Annotated in this window: 18 protein-coding genes; 6 read left to right on the top strand and 12 right to left on the bottom strand. The window is 58.5% G+C overall.

The genetic code is table 11. The features are described from left to right. The 9 genes from exeE to CK911_RS11145 form a co-directional block, all read right to left on the bottom strand. Nucleotides 1–1,506, bottom strand: coding sequence for a GspE family T2SS ATPase variant ExeE (exeE, locus tag CK911_RS11190; protein ID WP_042020174.1), 1,506 nt, complete (start codon nt 1,504–1,506; stop codon nt 1–3). Beyond that, complete coding sequence (exeD, locus tag CK911_RS11185; protein WP_098969973.1) at nt 1,506–3,530, bottom strand: GspD family T2SS secretin variant ExeD; 2,025 nt, start codon at nt 3,528–3,530, stop codon at nt 1,506–1,508. The genes exeE and exeD overlap by 1 nt, the downstream gene beginning before the upstream one ends. A gap of 21 nt (nt 3,531–3,551) precedes the next feature. Further along, entirely contained in the window at nt 3,552–4,397 is an 846-nt protein-coding gene (gene exeC, locus CK911_RS11180; protein WP_098972617.1) for a GspC family type II secretion system variant ExeC, read from the bottom strand. Nucleotides 4,398–4,634: 237 nt separating this feature from the next. After that, nucleotides 4,635–5,327: a GspB family T2SS assembly factor variant ExeB gene (gene exeB, locus CK911_RS11170; protein ID WP_098969972.1), complete on the bottom strand. Its 693-nt coding sequence runs from the start codon at nt 5,325–5,327 to the stop codon at nt 4,635–4,637. After that, nucleotides 5,327–6,895: an ExeA family protein gene (locus tag CK911_RS11165; protein WP_042020369.1), complete on the bottom strand. Its 1,569-nt coding sequence runs from the start codon at nt 6,893–6,895 to the stop codon at nt 5,327–5,329. Before CK911_RS11165 ends, exeB begins: the two co-directional genes overlap by 1 nt. Nucleotides 6,896–7,185: 290 nt before the next feature. Further along, nucleotides 7,186–8,631: an HD domain-containing phosphohydrolase gene (locus CK911_RS11160; RefSeq protein ID WP_098969971.1), complete on the bottom strand. Its 1,446-nt coding sequence runs from the start codon at nt 8,629–8,631 to the stop codon at nt 7,186–7,188. Between the two features lie 49 nt (nt 8,632–8,680). Beyond that, nucleotides 8,681–9,802, bottom strand: coding sequence for a beta-ketoacyl-ACP synthase III (locus CK911_RS11155; protein WP_098969970.1), 1,122 nt, complete (start codon nt 9,800–9,802; stop codon nt 8,681–8,683). Between the two features lie 54 nt (nt 9,803–9,856). After that, a complete protein-coding gene (locus CK911_RS11150) occupies nt 9,857–11,020 on the bottom strand; it encodes a VWA domain-containing protein (RefSeq protein WP_098969969.1) in 1,164 nt (387 codons plus the stop codon). A gap of 3 nt (nt 11,021–11,023) precedes the next feature. Beyond that, the gene (locus tag CK911_RS11145) at nt 11,024–11,866 is read right to left on the bottom strand and encodes a MoxR family ATPase (RefSeq protein WP_098969968.1); all 843 of its coding nucleotides are present in this window, start codon (nt 11,864–11,866) and stop codon (nt 11,024–11,026) included. Between the two features lie 159 nt (nt 11,867–12,025). Between CK911_RS11145 and cysK the strand changes: the two genes are divergently transcribed. The 4 genes from cysK to crr all read left to right on the top strand — a co-directional run bounded on the left by cysK (nt 12,026) and on the right by crr (nt 16,017). Beyond that, on the top strand, nt 12,026–12,994 hold the full coding sequence (cysK, locus tag CK911_RS11140; protein WP_042020187.1) for a cysteine synthase A: 969 nt from the start codon (nt 12,026–12,028) through the stop codon (nt 12,992–12,994). A gap of 440 nt (nt 12,995–13,434) precedes the next feature. Beyond that, nucleotides 13,435–13,692, top strand: a complete 258-nt coding sequence (locus CK911_RS11135; protein ID WP_005338266.1) for an HPr family phosphocarrier protein — start codon at nt 13,435–13,437, stop codon at nt 13,690–13,692. A gap of 44 nt (nt 13,693–13,736) precedes the next feature. After that, nucleotides 13,737–15,464: a phosphoenolpyruvate-protein phosphotransferase PtsI gene (gene ptsI / locus CK911_RS11130; protein ID WP_098969967.1), complete on the top strand. Its 1,728-nt coding sequence runs from the start codon at nt 13,737–13,739 to the stop codon at nt 15,462–15,464. 43 nt (nt 15,465–15,507) lie between these two features. Then, nucleotides 15,508–16,017 carry a PTS glucose transporter subunit IIA gene (gene crr / locus CK911_RS11125; RefSeq protein ID WP_042020191.1) on the top strand — a complete coding sequence of 170 codons (510 nt, stop codon included), beginning with the start codon at nt 15,508–15,510 and terminating at the stop codon, nt 16,015–16,017. A 99-nt stretch (nt 16,018–16,116) separates the two neighbouring features. Here the strand turns inward: crr and CK911_RS11120 are convergent, their stop codons facing one another. The 3 genes from CK911_RS11120 to pykF all read right to left on the bottom strand — a co-directional run bounded on the left by CK911_RS11120 (nt 16,117) and on the right by pykF (nt 22,302). After that, nucleotides 16,117–17,058, bottom strand: coding sequence for a sensor domain-containing diguanylate cyclase (locus tag CK911_RS11120; protein WP_098969966.1), 942 nt, complete (start codon nt 17,056–17,058; stop codon nt 16,117–16,119). A 351-nt stretch (nt 17,059–17,409) separates the two neighbouring features. After that, nucleotides 17,410–20,739, bottom strand: a complete 3,330-nt coding sequence (gene mscK / locus CK911_RS11115) for a mechanosensitive channel MscK (RefSeq protein ID WP_098969965.1) — start codon at nt 20,737–20,739, stop codon at nt 17,410–17,412. Between the two features lie 150 nt (nt 20,740–20,889). Beyond that, nucleotides 20,890–22,302: a pyruvate kinase PykF gene (pykF, locus tag CK911_RS11110; protein WP_042020195.1), complete on the bottom strand. Its 1,413-nt coding sequence runs from the start codon at nt 22,300–22,302 to the stop codon at nt 20,890–20,892. 308 nt (nt 22,303–22,610) lie between these two features. On the opposite strand from pykF, the gene CK911_RS11105 reads away from it, so the two are divergent. Both CK911_RS11105 and CK911_RS11100 read left to right on the top strand, forming a co-directional pair. Then, entirely contained in the window at nt 22,611–22,853 is a 243-nt protein-coding gene (locus CK911_RS11105; protein ID WP_098969964.1) for a hypothetical protein, read from the top strand. Nucleotides 22,854–23,028: 175 nt separating this feature from the next. Further along, on the top strand, nt 23,029–23,793 hold the full coding sequence (locus tag CK911_RS11100) for a class III extradiol ring-cleavage dioxygenase (protein ID WP_098969963.1): 765 nt from the start codon (nt 23,029–23,031) through the stop codon (nt 23,791–23,793). Nucleotides 23,794–23,862 lie beyond the last annotated feature (69 nt).

Below are 23,862 nucleotides of genomic sequence, written 5' to 3'. Positions count from 1 at the left end.
TCAATCTTCCCGGGTCACGCGCAGTACCTCTTCGAGGCTGGTCTGCCCCTTGAGGACCTTGTCGATGCCATCGCGGCGAATGCTGGGGGTGTGGCCACGGATCAGCCGCTCGATGGCGAGTTCGCCGCTGGCACTGTGGATTGCCTCGCGCACAGCTTCGTCGATCACCACCAGTTCGTGAATGCCGGTCCGGCCACGGTAGCCGGTGTGGTTACACTGTTCGCAACCCACCGGGCGCCACACCTGCTGATCGGGGGCCAGCTCGATGCCCATCGCCAGCCGCTCCTGCTCGGTGATGGGGCGCGGGGCGCGGCAGTCGGGGCAGAGGGTGCGCACCAGTCGCTGGGCCAGCACCGCCAACAGGGATGAGGAGAGCAGGAAGGGCTCGATCCCCATGTCCCGCATCCGGGTGATGGCACCGATGGCGGTGTTGGTGTGCAGGGTTGACATCACCAGGTGACCGGTGAGGGATGCTTGTACCCCGATCTGGGCGGTCTCCAGGTCCCGGATTTCCCCCACCATCACCACGTCAGGGTCTTGGCGCAAGATGGCGCGCAGACCGCGAGCGAAGGTCATGTCCACCTTGCTGTTGACCTGGGTCTGGCCTACCCCTTCGAGGTCATATTCGATGGGATCTTCCACCGTGAGGATGTTGCGATCCCGCGAGTTGATCTCCGAGAGCGCCGCATAGAGGGTGGTGGACTTGCCTGAACCGGTCGGGCCGGTCACCAAAATAATGCCGTGGGGCTTGCGAATAAGTTCGCTGATGATGGTGCGGTTGGGCTTGGTCATGCCGAGCTGCTTGAGCTCGAGGCGCACGTTGTTTTTGTCCAGCAGACGGAGCACAACCCGCTCGCCGTAGCTCGACGGCATGGTTGAAACCCGCACGTCGACCGCGCGGCCGCCGATACGCAATGAGATGCGGCCATCTTGCGGTACACGCTTCTCGGCGATATCCATCCGCGACATCACTTTGATCCGCGATACCAGCAGCGAGGCCAGTTTGCGATGGGGGCGCAGGATCTCCCGCAGCACCCCATCGATGCGAAAGCGGATCACCAAGGCCCGCTCGAAGGTCTCGATATGGATATCGGAGGCCTCTTCCTTGATCGCTTCGCTCAACATGGCGTTGATGAGACGAATGATGGGGGCGTCGTCATCGGCATCCAGCAGGTCTTCGCTCTGCGGCAGCTCTTCGGCCAGCGCAAAGAAGTCCATCTCGTTGCCGAGATCTTCCATCAACTGGCGCGCTTCGGAAGAGTCGCGCTGGTAGTGGGCCATCAGCAGCTCTTCAAAGGTGTCGTTGTCCAGTTGCTCTACCGTGAAGGCACAGCCCGCCACCCGCCGCACTTCCAGCAGGGCTTGCGGGGTGACGCCGGGGCGGCACTGCAATATCGCCAAGCCCGCCCGCTCCATCAGGATCACCCCGAAGTTGCGGGCAAAGGCAAAGGGCAGCTCGGGCAGGGGCGCAGGGCCTACCCCCCCATCGAGATGGTAGGCACTCATCAGGGCTGACCCTGGACAACCGAGCGGGTGCTGTCGGCCGTTCCCTGCTGGTGAGCCTTCATCAGCTCAATCTGTTTTTGCACCTCTGGCGACATCATCACATCCTGGCCATAAGCAGGCAGCACCTGGCGTTTGGGTGAGGTGAGATAGCGTTCCTCGGCGGCCAAATCAAGTTGCTCGGCACGGAACAGGGAGTACTTGTTGCTGGAGATACCGGAGTAGACGTTGGCATCGCGCAAAATAGTCGGGCGGATAAAGACCATCAGATTGCGCTTGGTGGTGGTGTTCGAGGTAGAGCGAAACAGATAGCCCAGCACCGGAATATCGCCAAGCAGTGGCACTTTGGATATCTCCTCCAGGGTCTGGGTATCCATCAGACCGCCCAGTACCACGGTCTCGCCGCTTTTGACCAGCACCGCATTCTTGACGATACGGGTGTCAAAGGTCGGGCCGAGACCCGTTGTACCTTCAGCCTGCTTGCCAACACTGGAGACCTCCTGCTCGATATTGAGCAGCACCGAGTCCCCCTCGTTGATCTGTGGGGTGACGGTCAACTTGGTCCCGACAGTTTTGTATTCGATGGTGTTATAGATGCTGTCAGTACTGGTGGAACTTTGGCTGCCTGTCTGGGTCGGGACTTCCTTACCCGCGTTAAATGAGGCTTCCTTGTTGTCCATGGTGACGATACTCGGGGTGGAGAGAATATCGTTTTTGGTATTGGAGGCGAGGGCGGTCAACAGCATGGCCCAATCCCCTTTATAGAAGCCAGCAGCCATGCCGTTGAAGCCGTCCAGCAATTTGGCTGCAGTTTCAGGCTTGCCATTCTGGTAATCCTTGCCTGCGGCAATAGCGCCACCGAGTGGCAGGCCCGTGTTGGTAAACTGGGTACCCCCGCCATTGGCATTGCCCCACTGCACCCCGAGGTTCAGACCATCGCTATCCTGGATTTCGACGATGATCGCCTCCACCAGCACCTGGGCACGGCGAATATCGAGCTTGGCGACCACCTGCTCAAGCTCGGACATCACATCCGGCTGAGCAGTGATGACCAGCGCATTGGTGGTCTCGTCGGCGGAGATGGCCAGCTTGCCACCGCCGATGCTGGCACCACCTGTGGTGGCGCCGCCGCCTTTCTTGTCGGCCTCGATGCTGGAGCTGACCCCCTTGAGCACCTCGACCATGTCTTTGGCTTTGCCATATTTGAGATAGAAGACCCGGGTATTGCCCTGGCTTTGCAGGTCGCGGTCGAGCTGGCGCACCATCTGGATAATGCGGGCACGCGCTTTCGGTTCACCGCTTACCACCACCGAGTTGGTGCGCTCGTCGGCCACCACCTTGGGGGAGAGCAGCAGGGAGGCGGTGCCGCCCTGGGGGCTGCCATCCTTGTTGAGGTTGGTCACCAGTCGCACCATCTCGCCGGCAGAGGCGAACTTGAGCTTGATGATGTCCACATCCTGATCTCCGGCGCGGTCGACCCGGTTGACCACTTCCACCAGCCGATTGACCACGGCGGCGCGGCCGGTGATCAGCAGTACGTTGGAGGGCTCGTAGTGCACCACGTTGCCACCACCGGCGTTGTCGTTGAGCTGGCGCAGCAATGGGGCCAACTCACGGACCGAGACGTTGCGCACTGGTACTACTCTAGTCACCATCTCGTCGCCCACCCCCGGGTTGCTGCCATCCACCACCGGAATGGCGGAGGTTTTGGCATCCCGCGAGCGCAGCACCTTGAGCACCCCGTTGTCCATCGGCACCACGGCGAAGCCGTAGACGTCGAGCACGCTCAGGAAGAACTGGTAGTACTGCTCCTCATTGAGCAGGTCGTAGCTGCGCACGTTGATCTTGCCGCGCACCGATGGCTCTATGATGATGGTTTTATTGAGGTTCTTGCCCACCGTATTGATGAACTCTTCAATCTCGGCGTTCTTGAAACTGGCTGAATATTCGGTGGCCCAGGCTGAGCCCGCCATCATCAGTGCCGCTGCGACAGTGGCCAGACGCCAGCATTTCCCTTTAGTGGTCATTATTGGTACGACTCCAAATCATTATTCTGACAAGTGCACATAGATGTCGAACTGTTCGCCCTGTCGCTCGACGGTCACTGTCAGTTCGGTGGCACCCGCCATCTGCTGCATGGCCTGCATGGCTTGCATGTTGTCTCGTAAATCCAGCCCGTTGATGCTGATGGCCAGATCATTGGCCTGCAGCCCGCTCTGGTTGAAAAATTCCGGATGGGTGCCCGGATTGAGGCGATAGCCGGTCATGCGGCCATCCACCTGAACCGGTGAAATATTGAGGTAATCGGTGATCTTGCCCGGATCGGTCATCAGCTCGCTGCGCAGGGCGCCAAGCGGTGCGGCGTTACCGGTTTGTGGCAGCGGCTTGCCGTACTCCTCGCCGTCCAGCATCAGGGTTTCGTCACGACCATCCCGCTCGATGATCACCCGATCTGAGAAGACCTGGCGGATCCTGGCCTGAGTGCCGTCAATCATATCACCGACACCATAGGAGTTTTGAATGCCGGACATGGCGATGATGGCGATGGATTTGGCGGGCTCTGAGCTCGCCAACACCCCGTTGAGCTGGGCATTGAGCTGGGTGCGCGGCGCGTTGGCGGCCACGGCGGCGGCTTTTGCCTGCGCCTTGGGGATCGCCTTGCCAAACAGGGCCAGACGGCTTATCTCTCCCAGTTCAAGGCGTGGACCGCTCTGGCTGGCAGTGGCTACCGGCACTGGTTGCCACGGCTGGCTGGTTTGCGGGCTTGCCAGAGTGAGCAGACGCCAGGTGAGGGCGGCGCTCTGTTGCGCCAGCATCAGCAGCAATACCAGAAAAATCACCTGGGTGACTCTGGTCATGGGGAGCCGCCGGCACTGGGCCAGTAGGGTCAAGATCTCATCCCTGAATCGTAATGTCATATTAATCAACAAATTCCAGGTTCTGGGTCGGCTGCATATTGTGTACGGCCGGTGGCTGCGACACAACGGCGCTGAGCACGCCAATAAGCAAAAATGAATATTTCATCACACTAAGCCTGAATGGGTGCTGATAAAAGTAACAGCCTGCGTCACTACATGCCCGCCTGATGCTCGCCAAGATGGTGCCAGCGATAAGCCTGTGCAATTTATGAGTTATCCGCGCCAATCCTGCAGCGCCTTGAGGGTGACGCTCTGTCCACCCACATCCAGCACAATGTACTGCTGCTCTATGGTGGCAAGGTGTACGCCGGGCGCCACTTCGTTGCCCTCACGGTATTCGCGGCCATTGAGCACGACGGCCCGCTTGGCCGCATTGGATGAGAACAGATGGGAGCCATAGCTCAGTGTCGGCACTTGCTGGCGTATCGACTGCGGGGCAGCAGCCAGTGCCATCAATTGGGCCGGTTGTACGTTCTGAGCGGATGCCCCGGGGGTCTCTTGCAACGGGGTATCGTTGAGAGCCCGCATCAATTGCTCGGCCAGACTCAAAGAGGGGGCCTGGCCCTGGTTGGCTGCGTCGTTTCTGGCCACCGCTTTGGGTTGTACCACCGGCTCTGGCAAGGGGGGCGGCAGCGGCCGAGTGATCATCGCCTTGGGTTCGACCCGCACGAAGGGAGGGGTAATCACCTCCTTTACTTCCACTTTTTCCTCAATGGGGCGATTGTGCAGCAGATGCCAGCCATAGTTGGCGGCAACCCCCAGCAGCAGCGCCAACGGTGCGAGCAGCCAGCCGATGCGGCGGGGGTTGCGCTCTTCTTCACGGGGCATTGGCAAACCCATGGCGGGGATATGGGCACTCTGTTGCGGTTGCTGTGCGCGGCGCAGCGCTTTGAGCAGGGTGGACATCAGGAGGCATCCTCCAGTCTGGGCATGGGTTCACCGGAGTGGACATTGAGGCGCAACAGGGTATTGCTGCCTGCGATGCCGTCGGGGGTCAGTCCCTGATCTTGCTGGAACTGCTGCAGTTTGTTTTTGAGCTCGCCATCGAAACGGCGCACCTTGCGTTCGGGCTGTTGCAGCGCACGGCTCAGGGCGTTGTCGAGCCACTGGATCTGGGTTTGTCCGGCATTACTGGCAATCAGGCTGACACCCCCTTTGGGCATGCGCCAGAGCAGGGTGTAGCTGCCACCCCAGTTGTCGGTGAGCCACTGCCGCTCCACCTGCCAGCTTTGGCTGCCGATCATCAGGCTGGCCTTGCTCGGCCCCAGATTGACCAGGGTCGCGTAGTAGATACCACCAGTCTCGTCGGTCAGGGTGATCATGGCGGGGTGTTGCAGGGCGCGCAGTTCATCGAGGCTCGCCTCACCCTCCTGACAGCGCAGGCCAGCGCGAGGGGCGTTGTCACAGGTCGCCTCAAAAGAGTCGACCTCATAGCCCCAGACTTTGTAAAGATTCTGCATGGCGCTATCGGGATCGATGGCCTGATTGATCGCCTCGGTGAGTTGTTCCTGCTGCTCGGCGGTCTCGTCGACGGTGACTGGCACCTCGACCTTGACCACCGGGCGCTCGGGCAATACGCCAAAGAGTTGCCAGCCCCACCAACCTGCGGCCACCAGCAGGGCGCCCGCCAGCGTTATCATCAGACCCGAGATCCAGCTCCCCTCGTCGCGCACCCCGTTTACTTCAAACGCGGCCTGACTGATATCGCTATGTACTATTTTGTAGCTGCCACGGGAGAAGGCGGCGATCAGCGCGCGATCGCAGATGAGGTTGATAAAACGGGGGATGCCGCCACTCAGGCGGTGGAGTGTCTTGATGGCTCTGGGGGTAAAAATCGGTTGCACGCAGCCAGCCACCTGCAGGCGAAAACGGACATAGGCATCCACATCAGGGTGCGACAGGGGCAACAGGTGATAGCGGGCGGTAATGCGTTGGGCCAGCTGACGCAGCAGGGGTTGGCGCAGCATCTGCTGCAGCTCGGGCTGACCGATCAGCACCACTTGCAGCAGTTTGCGTTCGTCGGTTTCGAGGTTGGTGAGTAGACGCAACTGCTCCAGTACCCCGGGCAGCAGGTGCTGCGCCTCATCCACCAGTACCACGCTACGCTTGCCTGCTGCCAGGTTGGCCAGCAGGTGATCGCGGATCAGGTCAAACAGCCGCTTGATCCCGGCATCTTCGGGATAGGGGAGTTGAAACTCGTCGCAGATGGCGGCCAGCAGATCCCGTTCGGTCAGAGAGGGGTTGAGGATATAGGCGATCTCGGTCTCGGCGGGCAGCTGCTGCAGCAGGCAGCGGGAGACGGTAGTCTTGCCGGTGCCGACTTCACCGGTCAGCAGTACGAAGCCGCCGCCATCTTGCAATCCATAGTTGAGGTGAGCAAGGGCTTCGCCGTGGCGCTCGCTCATATAGAGGTATTTGGGATTGGGCGAGATGGAAAACGGATGTTCCGAGAGGCCGAAGAACTGTGTGTACATGAGGGTATTCTTGTTTGGCTGGCGAAAGATGAAAAATATCACCGGATGATAGCAAACCTCGCTTTCATTGGAAGCCATCATTGACGCCGGATGGCTAATGTCGCGATTTTCCTGCCATCTTGTGATCCCGGTTGTGCCATCTGCACGAACCCGGATCACAAAATGACAAAAAACATCTGTAAATAAAGGGAAATATCAATATGCCCGGCGTGGCACATGCCGCTTGTGCGCATTTTTATGACGCAGGTTGTCCTGTCAGCCACCACGGCAAAGGGTCGGGATGCGCCTGCTCAGTGGTGATCCTGAAACTGCGCGGCAATTTCCCTGAACTGCGCTTCGCAGGCGAGAAAAGCCGCGACGATGCCGGGATCAAAATGGCTGCCGCTCCCTTTCACGATGATGGCCTTCGCCTCGTCATGGCTGAATGCAGGTTTGTAGACCCGCTTCGAGATGAGCGCATCGTAGACATCCGCCACCGCCATCAAGCGCCCGGAGAGAGGAATATCCTCACCCGCCAGCCCTGCCGGATAGCCGCTGCCATCCCACTTTTCGTGATGGGTGAGGGAGATCTCCCGGGCCAGTCGCAGGAAGGAGTTGGAGCCCAGCTGCGCCTCGGCACTGGCCAGCGCATCGGCGCCGATCTGCGGGTGGCGCTTCATGATGGCGAACTCCTCGTCGGTCAGCCTGCCCGGTTTGAGCAGGATGGCGTCGGGAATGCCCACCTTGCCCACATCGTGCAGGGGCGCCGATTTGAACAGCAGGTCGATGGTGGCGTCATCGAGCGGGTAGCGATCCCGGTCGTTGCGACTGAGGTATTGCGCCAGCGCCTTCACATAGTGTTGGGTGCGGATGATATGGGCGCCGGTCTCGTTGTCCCGAGTCTCCGCCAGCGAGGCGAGGCCGAGGATGGCCACGTCACGGGTCAGGTTGAGCTCGTCGCTGCGGGATTTCAGCTCGCCGATCATCTGATTGGTGCTGGCGGCAATCAGGCCGAACTCGTCATCCCGGGTGACCGGCACCCGGGCGTCGAAGTCACCGCATTGCACTCTGGCCATGGTGCGGGTCTGCTGGCGCAGGGAGAGGCCGAGATTGCGACCATAACCGTGGATGATGAGGGCGAGATAGCAGAAGGTCACCGTCATCACGAAGGCGATCTCCCACAGGATGTAGTGCTGGGCATCGGCCCTCGGCAGACTGCGCTCCACCGTCACCAGCCACTCCAGATCCTTGTTGAACAGCAAGAAGAAGACGCCTCCCAGCAGGGTGAGGGTCGCCAGGGTAAAGAGCGTGAACTTGCGTGGCAGCGGCATGGCCAGCGGGTGGCTCAGCGCCAGACTCTGCTCGGCTTGCCGTGCTCTGGCCCGATGCCAGCCCCGCTCCAGGGTCAGATCGGCTGCCACCAGAAAGCCAAGGGTAGTCATCCCCAGCAGCACCTTGAGGTGGCTCTCCAGCGGAAAGTCGTGGTTCAGGGCGTTGTAGCACGAGAGCAGCAGCGCCCCCAGCAGGTAGAAACCCACCTCCAGGCCGAACCCGTTCAGCTCGTTGCGCGGCAGGGGCCGCCTTGAGAGCAGCCGGTTGCGCACGGCGAACATGATGGCGAACGTCACCAGGGTTGGCCCCAGCAACTGGGGTAGGGTGAGGCTCTCCAGAAACGGGCAGACCTGCCAGCCATAGAGACAAAATAGTGACAGGGTTACCCCGTAGTGCAGGGCGCAGCGCCCCGTGATCCTCTGCATATTCCCACCCATGTTGCTGGTTATTGTTATGTCGGCGGGAGGCCCGCCATTACAGGCGCCGCAGCAGCAGGCTACCGATGGAGTAGCCAGCGCCAAATGAGCAAAGTACGCCGCGGGCCCCCGCAGTAAGGTCGCGATTGTACAGATGAAACGCGATGATGGAACCCGCCGAGCTGGTATTACCATAGCTATCAAGAATGACCGGCGCCTCCTGTTGGCTGGCATCGTGGCCCAGCAGCTTGCGGCCGATGAACTGGTTCATGGTGAGGTTGGCCTGATGGAGCCAGAGCCGGTTCAGGCTCTCTGCGGGCCAGCTTTGCTCATCGAGCTGGCTGGTGATCTGGTCGCACACCAGCGGCAACACCTCCTTGAACACCTTGCGCCCCTGCTGGCGAAACAGCTTGTCATCGCCATAGCGGGTACGCGGGCTCAGCCGGTTCAAAAAGCCGAAGTTGTTGCGGATGTTGTTGGAGTACTGGGTCACCAGCTTGCTGGCCACCAGTTGCCACGGATTGGCGACCTTGCAATCGGTTTCCCGCTCCAGCAACACAGCAGTGCAGGCATCGCCGAAGATAAAGTGGCTATCCCGATCGCGAAAATTGAGGTGCCCCGAGCAGATCTCCGGATTGACCACCAGCGCTACTCTGGCGGTGCCTGCCGCCAACATGTCCGCGGCAGTCTTGATGCCGAAGGTGGCGGATGAGCAGGCCACGTTCATGTCAAAGGCCATGCCGCTCGCCCCCAGATAGTGCTGCAGCTCGATGGCCAGCGCCGGATAGGGGCGCGGCATATTGGATGCTGCCACTATCACCAAATCGATCTCCCCCGGCTCGCGGCCAGCGGCGATCAGCGCCTGTTCGGCGGCGGCCACCGCCATCTCCACCATGATGGAGGGCATTTCATCGGGCCGTTCCGCCAGCAGCGGCTGCATGATGTCGGGGTTGAGCACCCCCTCGCGGCTCACCAGATAACGGCTCTTGATGCCGGAGGCCTTCTCGATGAACTCGCAGCTTGAATGCTGCTTGGCGGGTAGCTGGCCAGCGTCGATGGCGGAGGCGTTCTCTTCGTTGTAGAGATCCACATGCTGGTTAAAGGCGACCACCAGCTCTTCATTGCTGACGGCAAAGGGTGGGGTATAGAGGCCTGAGCCACTGATCACGATAGAGGTCATCTTTGCTCCTCGCCGGGTGCGTTCCCGGCTTGTCGGTTTATAGGGTAGAGAGGGTTACAGCTGGTCGATCGCCGCAGCGAGACCCGCCAGGGTCAGCGGATGCATCCGCCCGCCAACCACGTCATTCATCAACTTGATGGAGGGGTGCCAGAGCCACTCCCGCCGCGGAATAGGGTTGATCCACACCAGTTTGGGAAAGTGCTGCTGCAAGAGAGTGAGCCATACCTGACCCGACTCCTCGTTCCAGTACTCAACGGCACCGCCGGGCCAGCTGATCTCGTAGGGACCCATCTTGGCGTCTCCCACCAAAATTACCCGGTAGTCGCTGCCGTAGGTGCGTAGCAGCTGCAGGGTGTCGAACCGCTCCTCAAAGCGGCGGGCGTTGTCCTTCCAGACGAAGTCGTAGAGGCAGTTGTGAAAATAGAAGTACTCCAGATGCTTGAACTCGTGGCGCAGGGCGGAGAACAGGCGCTGCACCTCGGCCACGTGGGCATCCATGGAGCCTCCCACATCGAAAAAGACCAACAGCTTGACCCCGTTGTGGCGCTCGGGTCGCAGCTTCACATCAAGCCACCCCTGCCGGGCAGAGCTGCTTATTGTTTCGTCGAGATCCAGCTCGTCGGGACTGCCTTTGCGCACCCAGCGTCTGAGCTTGCGCAGCGCCAGCTGGATGGCGCGCTGGCCGAGCGGCGAGTCGTCGCTGAAGTTGCGATAGTGTCGGGCCTCCCACACCTTGGCCGCCTTGCCGTGCTGCCCCTCTCCGCCCATGCGCACCCCCTCGGGGTGAAAACCGCCGTGGCCAAACGGGCTGCTGCCGCCTGTGCCTACCCATTTGTTGCCACCGGCGTGGCGATCTTTTTGCTCGTTCAACCGTTGGTTGAGGGTCTCCAGCAGCTTGTCGAGTCCGCCGAGGGATGTAAGCAAGGCCTTCTCCTCAGGGCTCAGCAGTCGCTCGAACTCTTTGCGTAGCCACTCCTCGGGCAGGCTCTCCGGCAGCAGGGGGATGGCTTCCAGCCCTTGGTAATATTCGGCGAAGGCGCGATCGAAGCGATCGTAGTGGGCCTCGTCTTTCACCAGCAGGCAGCGGGCGAGCTGGTAGAACTCGTCCATATCGATAGTGACCAGCCGTGCTGCCAGTGCGGCGTGCAAGTCCAGCAGTTCGCGCAGGCTACAGGGGAGCTTGTGGCGGCGCAGGTGGGTAAAAAAGTCGATCAGCATGGGTCAGCTGCCGCGCCGGGCCAAAAAGGCGAGCTTCTCGAAGAGATGCAGGTCCTGCTCGGTCTTGAGCAGGGCGCCGTAAAGCGCGGGCACCAGCTTGCCCGGCTCGCGGGCGCGCATCGCCTCGGGGGCGATATCGTCGGCCAAGAGCAGCCGGATCCAGTCCAGCAGTTCTGAGGTAGAGGGCTTCTTGCGCAGCCCCTCTACCTCGCGCAGCTCGAAGAAGAGCTCCATCGCTTCGCCGAGCAGGCTCTCCTTGAGGTTTGGGTAGTGGAGTTTGACGATGGCCTGCATCTCGGCCTTGTCGGGGAAGCGGATGTAGTGGAAGAAACAGCGGCGCAGGAAGGCATCCGGCAGCTCTTTTTCATTGTTGGAGGTGATGATGACCACCGGCCGCTGGCGCGCCTTGACTCGCTCGCCGGTCTCGTAGACATCGAACTCCATCCGATCCAGCTCCAGCAACAGATCGTTGGGGAATTCGATGTCGGCTTTATCGATCTCGTCGATCAGCAGCACCGGCCGCTGCTCGGCGCTGAAGGCCTGCCACAGCTTGCCCTGGCGAATGTAGTGGCCGATATCGGCCACTCTGGGGTCGCCGAGCTGGGAGTCGCGCAGCCGGGCCACAGCATCGTATTCGTAGAGCCCCTGCTGGGCCTTGGTGGTGGACTTGATATGCCAGGCAATGAGGTCTGTGCCGAGATGGTCGGCGACCGCTTCTGCCAGCACTGTCTTGCCGGTGCCCGGCTCCCCTTTGATCAGTAGCGGTTTTTCGAGGGTGATGGCGGCATTGACCGCCATCCTCAATGCATCGGAGGCGAGATAATCGCTGCTTCCTGAAAATCCCATAACGTCGGTTCCTTTGACGATTGGCGCCCGGAGTCAGGGGCCAGAGAGAATAAGCTCTATATGTTGTAATACCATATGGTTATAACGAATAGTCACTTCTCATTCAGAAATCACAGGGTAATCTTGTTTCATCGTCGTAACAAACACAGGGATAGCACCATGAGCAAAATTTTTGAGGACAACAGCCAGACTATCGGTCACACCCCGCTGGTTCGTCTCAACCGTGTTACCAAAGGCCGCGTGCTGGCCAAGATCGAGAGCCGTAACCCTAGCTTCAGCGTCAAGTGCCGTATCGGTGCCAACCTGATCTGGGATGCCGAGAAGCGCGGCATCCTGACCAAGGGTAAGGAGATCATCGAGCCCACCAGCGGTAATACGGGTATTGCTCTGGCGTTTGTTGCGGCTGCTCGTGGTTATGCCATTACGTTGACCATGCCCGCCACCATGAGCCTGGAACGCCGCAAGCTGCTCAAGGCGCTCGGTGCCAATCTGGTGCTGACCGAAGGGCCGCTCGGCATGAAGGGGGCCATTGCCAAGGCCAACGAGATCCTTGAATCCGAGCCGGGCAAGTATGTGTTGCTGCAACAGTTTGAAAACCCGGCTAACCCGGAGATCCACGAAAAGACCACAGGCCCCGAGATCTGGGATGCCACCGACGGCGAGGTAGATGTGTTCGTGGCCGGGGTCGGTACCGGTGGCACCCTTACCGGTGTCTCCCGTTATCTGAAGCAGACTCAGGGCAAGGCGGTGGTCTCTGTCGCGGTCGAACCGGCCGAGTCGCCGGTCATCAGCCAGAAGCTGGCCGGTGAAGAGATCAAACCGGGCCCCCACAAGATCCAGGGTATCGGCGCCGGCTTTATCCCGGGCAACCTGGATCTGTCCCTGATTGATCGGGTTGAGCAGGTCACCAGCGACGAAGCCATCGAGATGGCCCGCCGCCTGATGGAGGAAGAGGGCATTCTGGCTGGTATCAGCTCGGGTGCCGCGGTAGTGGCGGCCAGTCGTCTGGCAGAACTGCCAGAATTCGAAGGAAAAACGATTGTCGTGATACTGCCGAGCGCGGCGGAGCGTTACCTCTCCAGCGCCCTGTTTGCCGGGGTATTCAGCGAGCAAGAGCTGCAACAGTAACTGATCGGATTTTGTCAAAGAAGCGGCGCTCTCAGGAGCGCCGCTTCTTTATGGGCTAGACTCAGCGCCAGTTAGTGTCACTTGTTTCTTATTTTTTGGGGTAAAATAACAAGTTCCTGCATGAGAAAAAAAGCAGACATCGTGCGGCAAATCTCATATCCTGTGCGGCGTCACGCGGTGTTTGCTGGCTTGGTATCACAAAGTAACAAAGTGTTATTTTTCGTTATAAAATAATTTCAGGCCAGTCCTGATGCGGCTTGTAGCCCAATAACTGAAAATTGCCAACCAGCGCGCCGATTACTGCACAGAAACTTGACCTGGATTAAGCTATTGCGGGTCTGCTTTCGTTACTTTACAACATATCCATACTGACACGGTGGGTCAGGGCGCTTAAAAACCGACCAATCCACCAAAAAATATCAATAATATGGGGTGAAACCATGTACGAGAAGTCTGTTGTTATCACTGCTGAAAACGGCCTGCACACCCGTCCAGCAGCTCAGTTCGTGAAAGAAGCCAAAGAATTCCAAAGCGAGATCACTGTGGTCTCCGGTGGCAAGTCCGCCAGCGCCAAGAGCCTGTTCAAGTTGCAGACCCTGGGCCTGACCAAGGGCACCAACGTGACCATCCAGGCCGATGGTCCGGACGCTCAACAAGCTGTTGAGAAGCTGGTTGCCCTGATGGACGAGCTGGAGTAATCCAGCTTTATTCCTCCCCCACAGTCGTTTTAATAGGAAGGATTATGATATCTGGCATTCTTGCGTCCCCCGGTATCGCATTCGGTAAGGCGCTTCTTCTTAAAGAAGATGAAATCGTTATCAATCAGGGCAAAATTTCTGCCGAGCAGATTGATGTCGAGATCAACCGTTTCCTCGAAGCTCGTACCAAGTCAGCTGCTCAGCTGGAAGCCATCAAAACCATGGCCGGTCGCACCTTCGGTGAGGAAAAAGAGGCCATCTTCGAAGGCCACATCATGCTGCTCGAAGATGAGGAGCTGGAAGGGGATATCAGATCCTTCATCAAAGACAACAAGGCTTCCGCTGACAAAGCCATTTATGAGGTGATCGAACAGTACGCCAAAATGATGGCTGATCTGGATGACCCTTATCTGCGTGAGCGCGCCACTGACTTCCGTGACATCGGTACCCGTCTGGTGAAGAACGTACTGGGCATCGCCGTTGTCAACCTGAGCACCATCGACGAAGAGGTTATCCTGGTCGCCAAAGACCTGACCCCGTCTGAAACTGCTCAGATCAATCTGAAATATGTGCTGGGTTTTGTGACCGATATCGGTGGCCGTACCTCTCACACCTCCATCATGGCCCGCTCTCTGGAGCTGCCGGCCATCGTGGGCACCAACGACATCACTGCGCGTGTCAACAATGGTGACCTGCTGATCCTTGATGGGATCAACAACCAGATTATTGTCAATCCGACCGCTGAACAGCTGACCGAGGCCAAGAAGTTCCAAGCCCAGTTCCAGGCCGAGAAAGATGAGCTGGCCAAGCTGAAAGACTTGCCTGCCATCACCCTGGATGGTCATCAGGTCGAAGTGTGCGCCAACATCGGTACCGTCAAGGATACCGAAGGTGCCATCCGTAATGGCGCCGAAGGCGTAGGGCTGTACCGTACCGAGTTCCTGTTTATGGATCGTGATGCGCTGCCGACCGAAGACGAGCAGTTCAAAGCCTATAAAGAAGTGGCCGAAGCGATGCCGGATCAGCCGATCATCGTGCGCACCATGGATATCGGCGGCGACAAAGAACTGCCGTACATGAATTTCCCGAAAGAGATGAACCCTTTCCTGGGCTGGCGTGCCGTGCGGATCTTCTTTGACCGCGCAGACATCATGAACGCTCAGCTGCGGGCCATTCTGCGTGCATCTGCCTTCGGTAAATTGCGCATCATGTTCCCGATGATCATCTCTGTCGAAGAGTTCCGTAGCCTGAAAGCTACCGTAGAGACGCTGAAAGCCGAACTGCGTGCTGAAGGCAAAGCCTTTGATGAATCCATCGAAGTGGGTATCATGGTCGAGACCCCGGCTGCGGCCGTGATGGCTCACCATCTGGCCAAGGAAGTGGATTTCTTCAGTATCGGTACCAACGACCTGACCCAGTACACTCTGGCTGTCGATCGTGGTAACGAGATGATTTCCGCCATGTACAACCCGCTTTCGCCCTCCGTCCTGACGCTGATCAAGATGGTTATCGATGCGTCCCACGCCGAAGGCAAGTGGACCGGTATGTGTGGTGAACTGGCCGGTGACGAGCGCGCCACTCTGCTGCTGCTGGGTATGGGTCTGGATGAGTTCTCCATGAGCGCCATCTCTGTACCGCGTATCAAGAAGCTTATCCGCAACACCAACTTTGAAGATGTGAAGGCAATGGCCGAGCAGGCACTGAGCTTTGCCACTGCAGCTGAAATCGAAGCTTGCGTAGATAACTTTATTAAGCAAAAAGCAGTCTGCTAAGATCGGCTGCAAGCAGCGACAAATCATCTCTAGGAGCTTTACTATGGGTCTGTTTGATAAACTGAAGAAACTGGTTTCCGATGATAGCTCTGATACCGGTGGCATTGAGCTGTATGCCCCGCTGTCAGGTGAAATCGTACCGATCGAAGATGTGCCTGATGTTGTCTTCGCCGAGAAGATCGTGGGTGACGGTATTGCCATCAAGCCAACCGGCAACAAGATGGTTGCTCCGTGCGATGGTACCATCGGCAAGATTTTCGAGACCAACCACGCGTTCTCTCTGGAATCTGACTCAGGTATCGAGCTGTTCGTTCACTTCGGTATCGACACCGTTGAACTGAAAGGTGAAGGTTTCACTCGTATCGCTCATGAGGGCCAGCAGGTCAAGCGTGGCGACACCATCATCGAGTTCGATCTGGCCATTCTGGAAGCGAAAGCCAAGTCTACCCTGACGCCGGTTGTCATCTCCAACATGGATGAGATCAAGGAGCTGATCAAACTGACTGGTGCAGTGACTGTGGGCGAGACCCCGGTTATCCGTATCAAGAAGTAATGCCCGGCTGGCGCAAGCCAGTTGCTGCAATAAAAAACCGAAGCCTGGTGCTTCGGTTTTTTTATGGCCGGGAGTCGGCTTCCCCTTCTGGTTACCACTCTATTGTGCCGAGATGACAACCCTATTACGCCCCTGTGCCTTGGCTTGATAGAGGGCCCGGTCGGCCATCATCAGCAGATTGTCGAGGCTCTCCTGGCTCTCCTGGCTCTTCATGCTGGCACAACCCAAGCTGATGGTGATCGAGAGCTGCTCCCCTTGCCACGGTAAGCGGGTGGCACAAACCTGCTGTCGCAGCTGTTCGGCACGTAATGCGGCCCGCTCTATGGTGCAACCTGGCAAGATCAGCAAAAACTCTTCCCCGCCCCAGCGGGCCAGGCTCTCCCCTGGCAGCAGTTGGCTGGCCATGGCGTGAGCGACGGCACAGAGCACGGCATCGCCTGCAGGATGACCATAACAGTCGTTGATCAGCTTGAAATGGTCGATATCCCCCAGTACCACCGCCAGGGTCTCATCTTGCAACCTGTGGGCCTGCAGCTGTTGCTGGGCGCCGCGCCGGTTGGTCAGGTCGGTGAGGGGATCGGTACAGGAGAGGTGACTCACCTCTTCCACCATGCACTGCAGGTCGTGAATGTCGCGAAAGGTGATGATATGGCAATCAGGGATGGCATCCGCCCCCAGTTGTGCGGTGGCGACAAACCAACGGGACTGACCGTTCTTGCAGCGGATCAGCGCAGGCATTTCGGCGACTTCCAGCCCTTGAGCCAGGCTCTGCTCCACCTGGGTATGCCAGGCATCGATGATGGTGCGACGATACCCTTCATCCGGGTAGGCGAGTCGAAACCAGGAGGCCATGTCAGGCAGATCAGCAAGGTCATAACCCAGCTGTTCAAGGAATGCCTTGTTGATAAAACGGTGGAGCCGTTGCGAAAGCGGGTCCGGTGAGGTGCTATCGGGTCGCGTAATGGCTTCCGACACCAGAATAGGCAGCGGTATTACATCGAAGGAGCGAAACAGGATCTGTTGCAGTTCTAGGTCATTCATCGGGAACCTGGCTCCTTGATGCATATATTGCATGCTTTACCATAGGCCAGAGCCCAGGGGTGGTAAACCGATTTATAGCGACTGCGGGAGGGGGTTTTCCGATCGGTCTGGTGGTGCTCGCAGGGGGATGAGACAGTCTGAACATGTTTGGATGAACTCTGCTTACAAAGGTCTTTGTAGCTACAGCTACCCGCAACCGGTATTGAAAGGCTGAGATGTCCATGATGGTAGGCCTGGAACTGATGTGTTATGCCAAGATTAGCCTTTCAACAGGTCATTGAGAGATAGCCATGAAAAAGCCGCTCCCCTTGGGTGAGCGGCTTTTGTCATCAAGTCATTGCAGCTGGGCTATCAGGCTGGCTGCTTGCCATCTTCAGCTGGAGGCGGCAGGGCGGTGGAGCTGGACTCTACCTTCTGCTCTTCTCCCTGCATGTTCTTGATATAGACATCCATCTGGTTGAAGGCGATCTCGATGCCATTCTCGCGGAACAACTGATCGATCTTGCGGTTCAACTCGTCCACCGCCGGGTTGCGATCACCCAGTTCGCTCACGAAGAAGCGCAGCTCGTGATCCAGGGTGCTGGCGCCAAAGGTGAGGAAGTAGACGATAGGTGACGGGTCTTTCAGTACACGGCTGTTCTCATCCGCCGCCTGTTTGAGCAGGGTGCGGGTCAGCTCCAGATCCGAACCATAGGCCACACCAACTCGCACAATAACCCGGGTGACGGTATCACTGAGGGACCAGTTGATCAGCCGTTCGGTCATCAACTGCTGGTTGGGGATGATCACCTCTTTGCGGTCGAAGTCGGTCAGGGTGGTGGCGCGGATACGGATCTTGGAGACGGTACCGGAGAAGGAGCCGATAGTGACGGTGTCACCGATCCGTACCGGACGTTCAAACAGGATGATGATGCCGGAGACGAAGTTGGAGAGGATCTCCTTCATACCGAAACCGATACCGACCGACAGACCACCCGCGACCCACTGCAGCTTGTCCCACTGCACGCCCATCATGGAGAGGGCGGTCAGGGTGCCCACCCCAATCAGCAGGTAGTTGAGCATGGTGGTGAAGGCGTAGGCCGTACCCTGGGCAAGGCGCAACCGTGAAAGCACCAGTACTTCCAGCAGACCCGGCAGGTTGCGGGCCAGTGACCAGGCGCCTCCGAGCATGAGGAAGCCGATCAGCACATCACTGAGGCTAACCGGGAAAAGGATGGCATTGGCGCCGGTTCCTTCGCTCTTGTGCCACAACACCATGCTATCGAGGTAAGAGAATACCGCCACCAGATCAGACCAGAGCCAGTAGAAGGCCACGCCGAAGATCACCAGCAGCACGGTACGGGTCAGGCGCAGGGATTGCTGGCTGACATCCTCCAGATCCATTGGCTGTTCTTCAATGGATTCGCCACCTTCTGCATCTTCCTGAGACTTGTGATCACGTTTGGCGACTGCACGGCGATAAGCCAGGCGACGGGCGGCCAGCTCCAGACCACGCAGGGCGGTACGGTAGATCAAACCCCAGGTAATCAGCAGGTAGAAGGATTCGATCAGGCGACCGGTCAGCTTCAGTGCTGTGTAGTAGTAACCAAGCACCGCCAACACGATCAGTGCCACTGGCGCCAGTGCCAGCGCGATCGCGATGATCGACTTCTGCATGCTCGCCTCGCCCTTGATGCGGGCGCGGGAGATGGGGAACACCAGATAGGCGGCCAGTCCAAGCAAGGAGAGGGTCATGGCCTGGCCAATCACGTCGTTGCCAAGAGTCGAGGGTTCAACCACCGCCTTGGTCGCGAGCATGATCAGCGGCAGCAGTGGCAGCCAGAGATAGCGCATGCTGGTGTGTGTGGCCTGTAACTCCGCCTTCGGGATCCGGAAGTGGGATTCGGCAATACCGCCCGGACGCATCACGGCCAGATAGACACTGAATACCAGATAACCGAGGGCGAGGTTGAGGGTGATCTGGAACGTTAGTTTCGGGCTGAGCAGACCGCAGTAGGTGATTAACAGGCCGCCAGCCAGAATGAACAGGCTGCCCGGCAGGCGATGCAACAGGGTGAACAGCAGCGCCTTGGGGGTGTGCCACTGGCTGTCTTGACGGAAGCGACCCAGATCTTTGGTGATCCGCTTCTGCTGTTCGATAAGGATGGGGCGCTTCCACATCAGTACGCCCCCGATCAGCAACAGCGGGAAGGCCAGTACGGAGACAGCCAGCAGCTGTGCGCGCCAGTGCTTCCAGTCGGGCTTGAGCACCCAGTCAGAGGCTTGTTTGTAAGCTTGGGTGGGCCAGTTGATCAGCCACTTGCTGTCGATAGGCTTGTTGCTGCTTACCCAGAAGATGTGCTGCTGCAGGGTAAACTCGATAGCGTCGTGGGTACGGGCCAGCTGCTGCTGGGTCAGCTGCAGGCTGATGGCGTTGGTGAGCTGGCTGTCGAGTTGGCGGTTAAGCTGGTCCAGCAGGTTGATACGGGTATCGAGCAGCTTGGCAAGGCTGGCCTTGTCCTCATCGCTGACCGGATCCTTGCTGCCGGCAATCAGGTTGTCCAGATAGAGGTTCTTCTGGAACAGTTGGTCACGCTGCTGGCTCAGTTCAAACTGGGCCAGATGCAGATCGGCGATCTGCTCTTCCAGATTCTTGACGGCGATTGCGGGGGCCGCCTCCAGTTGCTGGTAGAGCTGATAGAGGATACGAGAGAGCAGCAGATTGCCTTTGAGCATCTGCACCTGTTCATTGAGGTTGCGCTCGGTCTGGATGCCGCGTTCTAACCAGGTCTTGGCTTGCAGGTTTTTTTGTACCAGCGAGTTGAGGTTGCTGGTGGCGTTGACTAACTGCTGACTCAGCTGGTGGTTGAGTTCCTGCTCTTTTTGTACCAGCGGGTTATCTTCGCTGGCGACCAGTTCACCGGTCTGTTCGGCCGTTTTTTCGGTGTCGCCAAGGCGCTTGGCACTGCTCTGCTCCTGCAGCAGTTGCAGTTTCTGCTCTTCGCTGGCGAGGCGGGCACTTTGGTAGTCGCGCTGTTTGACCGCCAGATCCTGCATGCTGGTGCGGTTATCCAAATCCTTTTGCAGGAGCGCCAGTTGCAGATCCAGCAGTGCGGATTCGGCGTTCAGCTTCATCTTCTCGGCACTGCTGACAGTTTCGCCCGCATTGAGACGGCTGCGGATCTCCTGGCTGCGCTGGTAGGCGCGGCTCATGCTGGTCTGGGCACGCTCCGGCAGGGTCTGCAGAGTGGTCAGCTGACTGCCAATGGCGCCGAGCGCCTCCTGGGCTCCCTGCATATTGGCCAGTACTTCCGGCTGGCGGCTATCGAGCTCCGCCAGACTCATGCTGGCGTATTCGCTCTTGATCTGCTCGACGCTCTTGCCCTTGGTCAGGGCATCGATCTTGGCACTGATCTCGTTGAGCTCGGTGGGCAAGCTGCGGATGCGCTGGGCCTGGGTTTTAGCTTTGGCCTCTTCCTTGTCGATGCTGTCGAGCAGGGCGAGGGTTGCGGTCAGCAACTTCTGATCCTCTTGCTGGCTGACCGTCGGCGTTTCTGTTTTCGCCAGACTGTCCAGCGTGCGCTGAACTGTGGCTCGAGAGGGCACATCTTGCGCCATGGCGAGCGGGGTGCAGAGACTGGAGATTAGACAGAGCAGCGGCAACAGGGTGGCCGAGGCTCTTTTAAAACGTATTGAGGGCATATAACTTCCGGGTTATTACACGGGGCGCGGGAAACTTCCCACATAGAGTAAATTGGCGTGGATTCTAACACCGGGCTTGTCAGGTAAGCAGGGGGGAGGGATAAAAAAAACGGCGCCTGAAGGCGCCGTTTTCACGTTGTTCGGCTCTGATTAAAGAACGTGAACAGAAGCGGTGTTAGTAGTGCCGCTCGGTACCAGTGCACCGGAGACCATAACAACTACGTCACCCTTCAGGCCCATACCGCTTTGCAGCGCAGCTTCTTTACCGATGCGATAGAAATCGTCGGTAGAAGCGATGCTGTCAACAACATGAGCAACCACACCCTTGGTCAGAACCAGCTGGGCAGCAGTTTTCTTGTTGGTGGTGATGGCCAGGATCCAGGCTTGCGGGAAGTACTTGCGAATGGCTTTGGCAGATTTGCCGCCTTCGGTAGCAACCACGATCAGCGGGGCGTCCAGCTTCTCAGAGGTCTCTACGGCACCTTTACAAACGGCTTCGGTGATGCGCAGCTTGTTGCTGTCATTGGCAGCAGACAGGTTGGATTGCATCACGGCATCGGTACGCTCGCAGATGGTGGCCATGATGGTCACGGCTTCCAGCGGGTACTTACCCTTGGCGGACTCACCGGACAGCATCACTGCGTCGGTACCATCCAGCACGGCGTTAGCCACGTCGCCAGCTTCGGCGCGGGTCGGACGCGGGTTCTTGATCATGGAATCCAGCATCTGGGTGGCAGTGATAACCACTTTACGTGCCTTGTTGCACTTGGTGATGATCATCTTCTGGGCGAAGATAACTTCTTCAACCGGAATTTCTACACCCATGTCGCCACGAGCAACCATGATGCCGTCGGAGACAGCCAGGATCTCGTCGAAGTTGTCCAGGCCTTCCTGGTTTTCGATTTTGGAGATGATCTGGATGTTCTCGCCACCGTGGGCTTTCAGGTGCTCACGGATTTCCAGTACGTCTTCTTTCTTACGGATGAAGGAAGCAGCAACGAAATCAACGCCTTGCTCGCAACCGAAGATCAGGTCGCGCTTGTCTTTCTCGGCCAGTGCCGGCAGCTTGATGGAGACGCCCGGCAGGTTAACGCCTTTGTTCTCGCCCAGATCACCGTTGTTCAGCACTTTACAGATAACTTCGCGCTCGGTGATTTCGATAACGTCCAGACCGATCAGGCCGTCATCAACCAGGATGCGGTTGCCGACGCGCAGGTCGTTGGCGAAACCGGCATAGGTCACAGCTACTTTGTCTTTGTTGCCAACCACAGTCTGGTCGGTGGTGAAGGTGAAAGTCTGGCCAGCGACCAGCGCGACGTCATTGCCACCTTCCAGCTTGATGGTACGGATTTCCGGACCTTTGGTGTCCAGCAGGATAGCTGCGTGGGTGCCGGTTTCGGCCATCACTGCGCGCAGGTTGCTGATACGACCACCGTGTTCGGCGTAGTCACCGTGGGAGAAGTTCAGGCGCATGACGTTCATGCCGGCATCCAGCATTTTGGCCAGCATTTCTTTGGATTCGGTCTTAGGACCGATGGTGCAGACGATTTTGGTCTTTTTCATGTCAATCTTCATGGTTAAGGAATTTCCGCCGAGCAATATACACCAGTTTTTGGAATCTTTTTATGATCCAGAAACAACGTTTTGACCAGATAACGTTTTCTTTTAAGGGATAACGTTTTCCTATTGGTCACTATTTAGGATATACGGCCACTGATCCGGACTGACGGGACACAAATGTTACCACCTGTGGTGGTTTGGCCCGGTTGAGGTTCAGATGTTGTAAAATGACCACCCGCCCACTGTCACCGTCTTGTCACCAGCTTGCGCAAAAATGTTAGTTCATTGGCGCGCAGGTGAAGGAGGTCGGGATGAAAAACAGCCATGAAACCGGATTGGCCCTGCTGTTGCTAGGCACCGCCCTGCTGCTGGTTCAGGCACTGCCAGCCGGGTACTGGCCTGACAACCCTCGTTTGCTGGCGATCTTCTCCCATCCGGTGACAGGGGAGGCTGCCGCCGAGGGGCTGGCGTGGCGCGAATGGCAGGATCATGGCGCCGCGACCCGGATGGCGCTTCGCGCTTCCCGACCGCTGCCGGATGTGCCACAGCCTTGATATGTATTGCCGCTTCCCGGTCGTGAAGGAGTGAAGGGGTGAAATTATCAACCATTGGTTGATAGTGCTTATCTATGTTGCTGGATTGTTCACCTTAAGTGGCAGGGTGATAATCGATTCCATCAGCGATATCCCATCCGATATCGCCCCCTGATACCTTGTTGGAGTTCGCTTTATGTCTCTCGCCCCCGTCTGGTTTATCTCTCACGGCGCACCGGATCTGGTGCTGCGTGAGCAACCCGCCACCCGTTTTCTGCGTACCCTGCGTCTGGGTGAGCTCAAGGGGTTAGTGGTCATCTCCGCCCACTGGTTCAGCCGCGAGCTGCAGATCAACGTCGAGCCCAAACCTGCGCTGATGTACGACTTCTACGGCTTTCCCGAGCCCCTCTACCGGATGCGCTGGCCTGCCAGCAGCCCCGAGTGGTTGCAGCAGGGGGTGAGCGATCAGCTGACGCTGGCCGGACTGACCGCCACCCCGGTGCGGCGCGAGCTGGACCACGGGGTCTGGTCGCCGCTCTCCCTGATCGACCCTGAGAGCAAGATCCCGCTGGTGCAGATTTCCATCCCTGCTAGTTTCACCCCGGCCCAGTTGTGGCAGCTGGGGGAGGTGCTGGGGGCGCTGCGTAGTCAGGGGATTGGCATCCTCGCCTCCGGCGCCATCACCCACAACCTGCGGGCGCTGGGGCCGGATGATTCACCGGTGCCGGAGTGGGCCAGCCAGTTTGTCGGCTGGCTGGAGCAGAAGATGGCCGAGGAGGATCGGCTGGCGCTGCTCGACTATCGCCAGCGGGCTCCCGGAGCGGTGGAGTCCCATCCCCACGACGATCACCTGCGCCCACTCTTTGTGGCGCTGGGGGCAGCCGATGGTGTGGCGCCCACCCGGCTGCACGAAAGCTGGGATGGCGGCAGCCTCTATATGGGCGCCTACCGCTTCGGTTGATAGCCTCCCTTACAGCAAGACCCCGCCAATTGGCGGGGTCTTGCTGTTTATGGCGTGGTGATTGAGCCG

Origin of the sequence: Aeromonas sp. CU5, assembly GCF_002586745.1 — a bacterium.
Lineage (GTDB): Bacteria > Pseudomonadota > Gammaproteobacteria > Enterobacterales > Aeromonadaceae > Aeromonas > Aeromonas sobria.
This window is presented reverse-complemented; position numbering and strand designations above follow the sequence as displayed.

Bases quoted from the DNA above. Each gene is read 5' to 3' on its own strand.
- exeE (WP_042020174.1), bottom strand. From the start codon at position 1,506: ATGAGTGCCTACCATCTCGATGGGGGGGTAGGCCCTGCGCCCCTGCCC.
- exeD (WP_098969973.1), bottom strand. From the start codon at position 3,530: ATGACCACTAAAGGGAAATGCTGGCGTCTGGCCACTGTCGCAGCGGCA.
- exeB (WP_098969972.1), bottom strand. From the start codon at position 5,327: ATGTCCACCCTGCTCAAAGCGCTGCGCCGCGCACAGCAACCGCAACAG.
- CK911_RS11165 (WP_042020369.1), bottom strand. From the start codon at position 6,895: ATGTACACACAGTTCTTCGGCCTCTCGGAACATCCGTTTTCCATCTCG.
- CK911_RS11160 (WP_098969971.1), bottom strand. From the start codon at position 8,631: ATGCAGAGGATCACGGGGCGCTGCGCCCTGCACTACGGGGTAACCCTG.
- CK911_RS11155 (WP_098969970.1), bottom strand. From the start codon at position 9,802: ATGACCTCTATCGTGATCAGTGGCTCAGGCCTCTATACCCCACCCTTT.
- CK911_RS11150 (WP_098969969.1), bottom strand. From the start codon at position 11,020: ATGCTGATCGACTTTTTTACCCACCTGCGCCGCCACAAGCTCCCCTGT.
- CK911_RS11145 (WP_098969968.1), bottom strand. From the start codon at position 11,866: ATGGGATTTTCAGGAAGCAGCGATTATCTCGCCTCCGATGCATTGAGG.
- cysK (WP_042020187.1), top strand. From the start codon at position 12,026: ATGAGCAAAATTTTTGAGGACAACAGCCAGACTATCGGTCACACCCCG.
- CK911_RS11135 (WP_005338266.1), top strand. From the start codon at position 13,435: ATGTACGAGAAGTCTGTTGTTATCACTGCTGAAAACGGCCTGCACACC.
- ptsI (WP_098969967.1), top strand. From the start codon at position 13,737: ATGATATCTGGCATTCTTGCGTCCCCCGGTATCGCATTCGGTAAGGCG.
- crr (WP_042020191.1), top strand. From the start codon at position 15,508: ATGGGTCTGTTTGATAAACTGAAGAAACTGGTTTCCGATGATAGCTCT.
- CK911_RS11120 (WP_098969966.1), bottom strand. From the start codon at position 17,058: ATGAATGACCTAGAACTGCAACAGATCCTGTTTCGCTCCTTCGATGTA.
- mscK (WP_098969965.1), bottom strand. From the start codon at position 20,739: ATGCCCTCAATACGTTTTAAAAGAGCCTCGGCCACCCTGTTGCCGCTG.
- pykF (WP_042020195.1), bottom strand. From the start codon at position 22,302: ATGAAAAAGACCAAAATCGTCTGCACCATCGGTCCTAAGACCGAATCC.
- CK911_RS11105 (WP_098969964.1), top strand. From the start codon at position 22,611: ATGAAAAACAGCCATGAAACCGGATTGGCCCTGCTGTTGCTAGGCACC.
- CK911_RS11100 (WP_098969963.1), top strand. From the start codon at position 23,029: ATGTCTCTCGCCCCCGTCTGGTTTATCTCTCACGGCGCACCGGATCTG.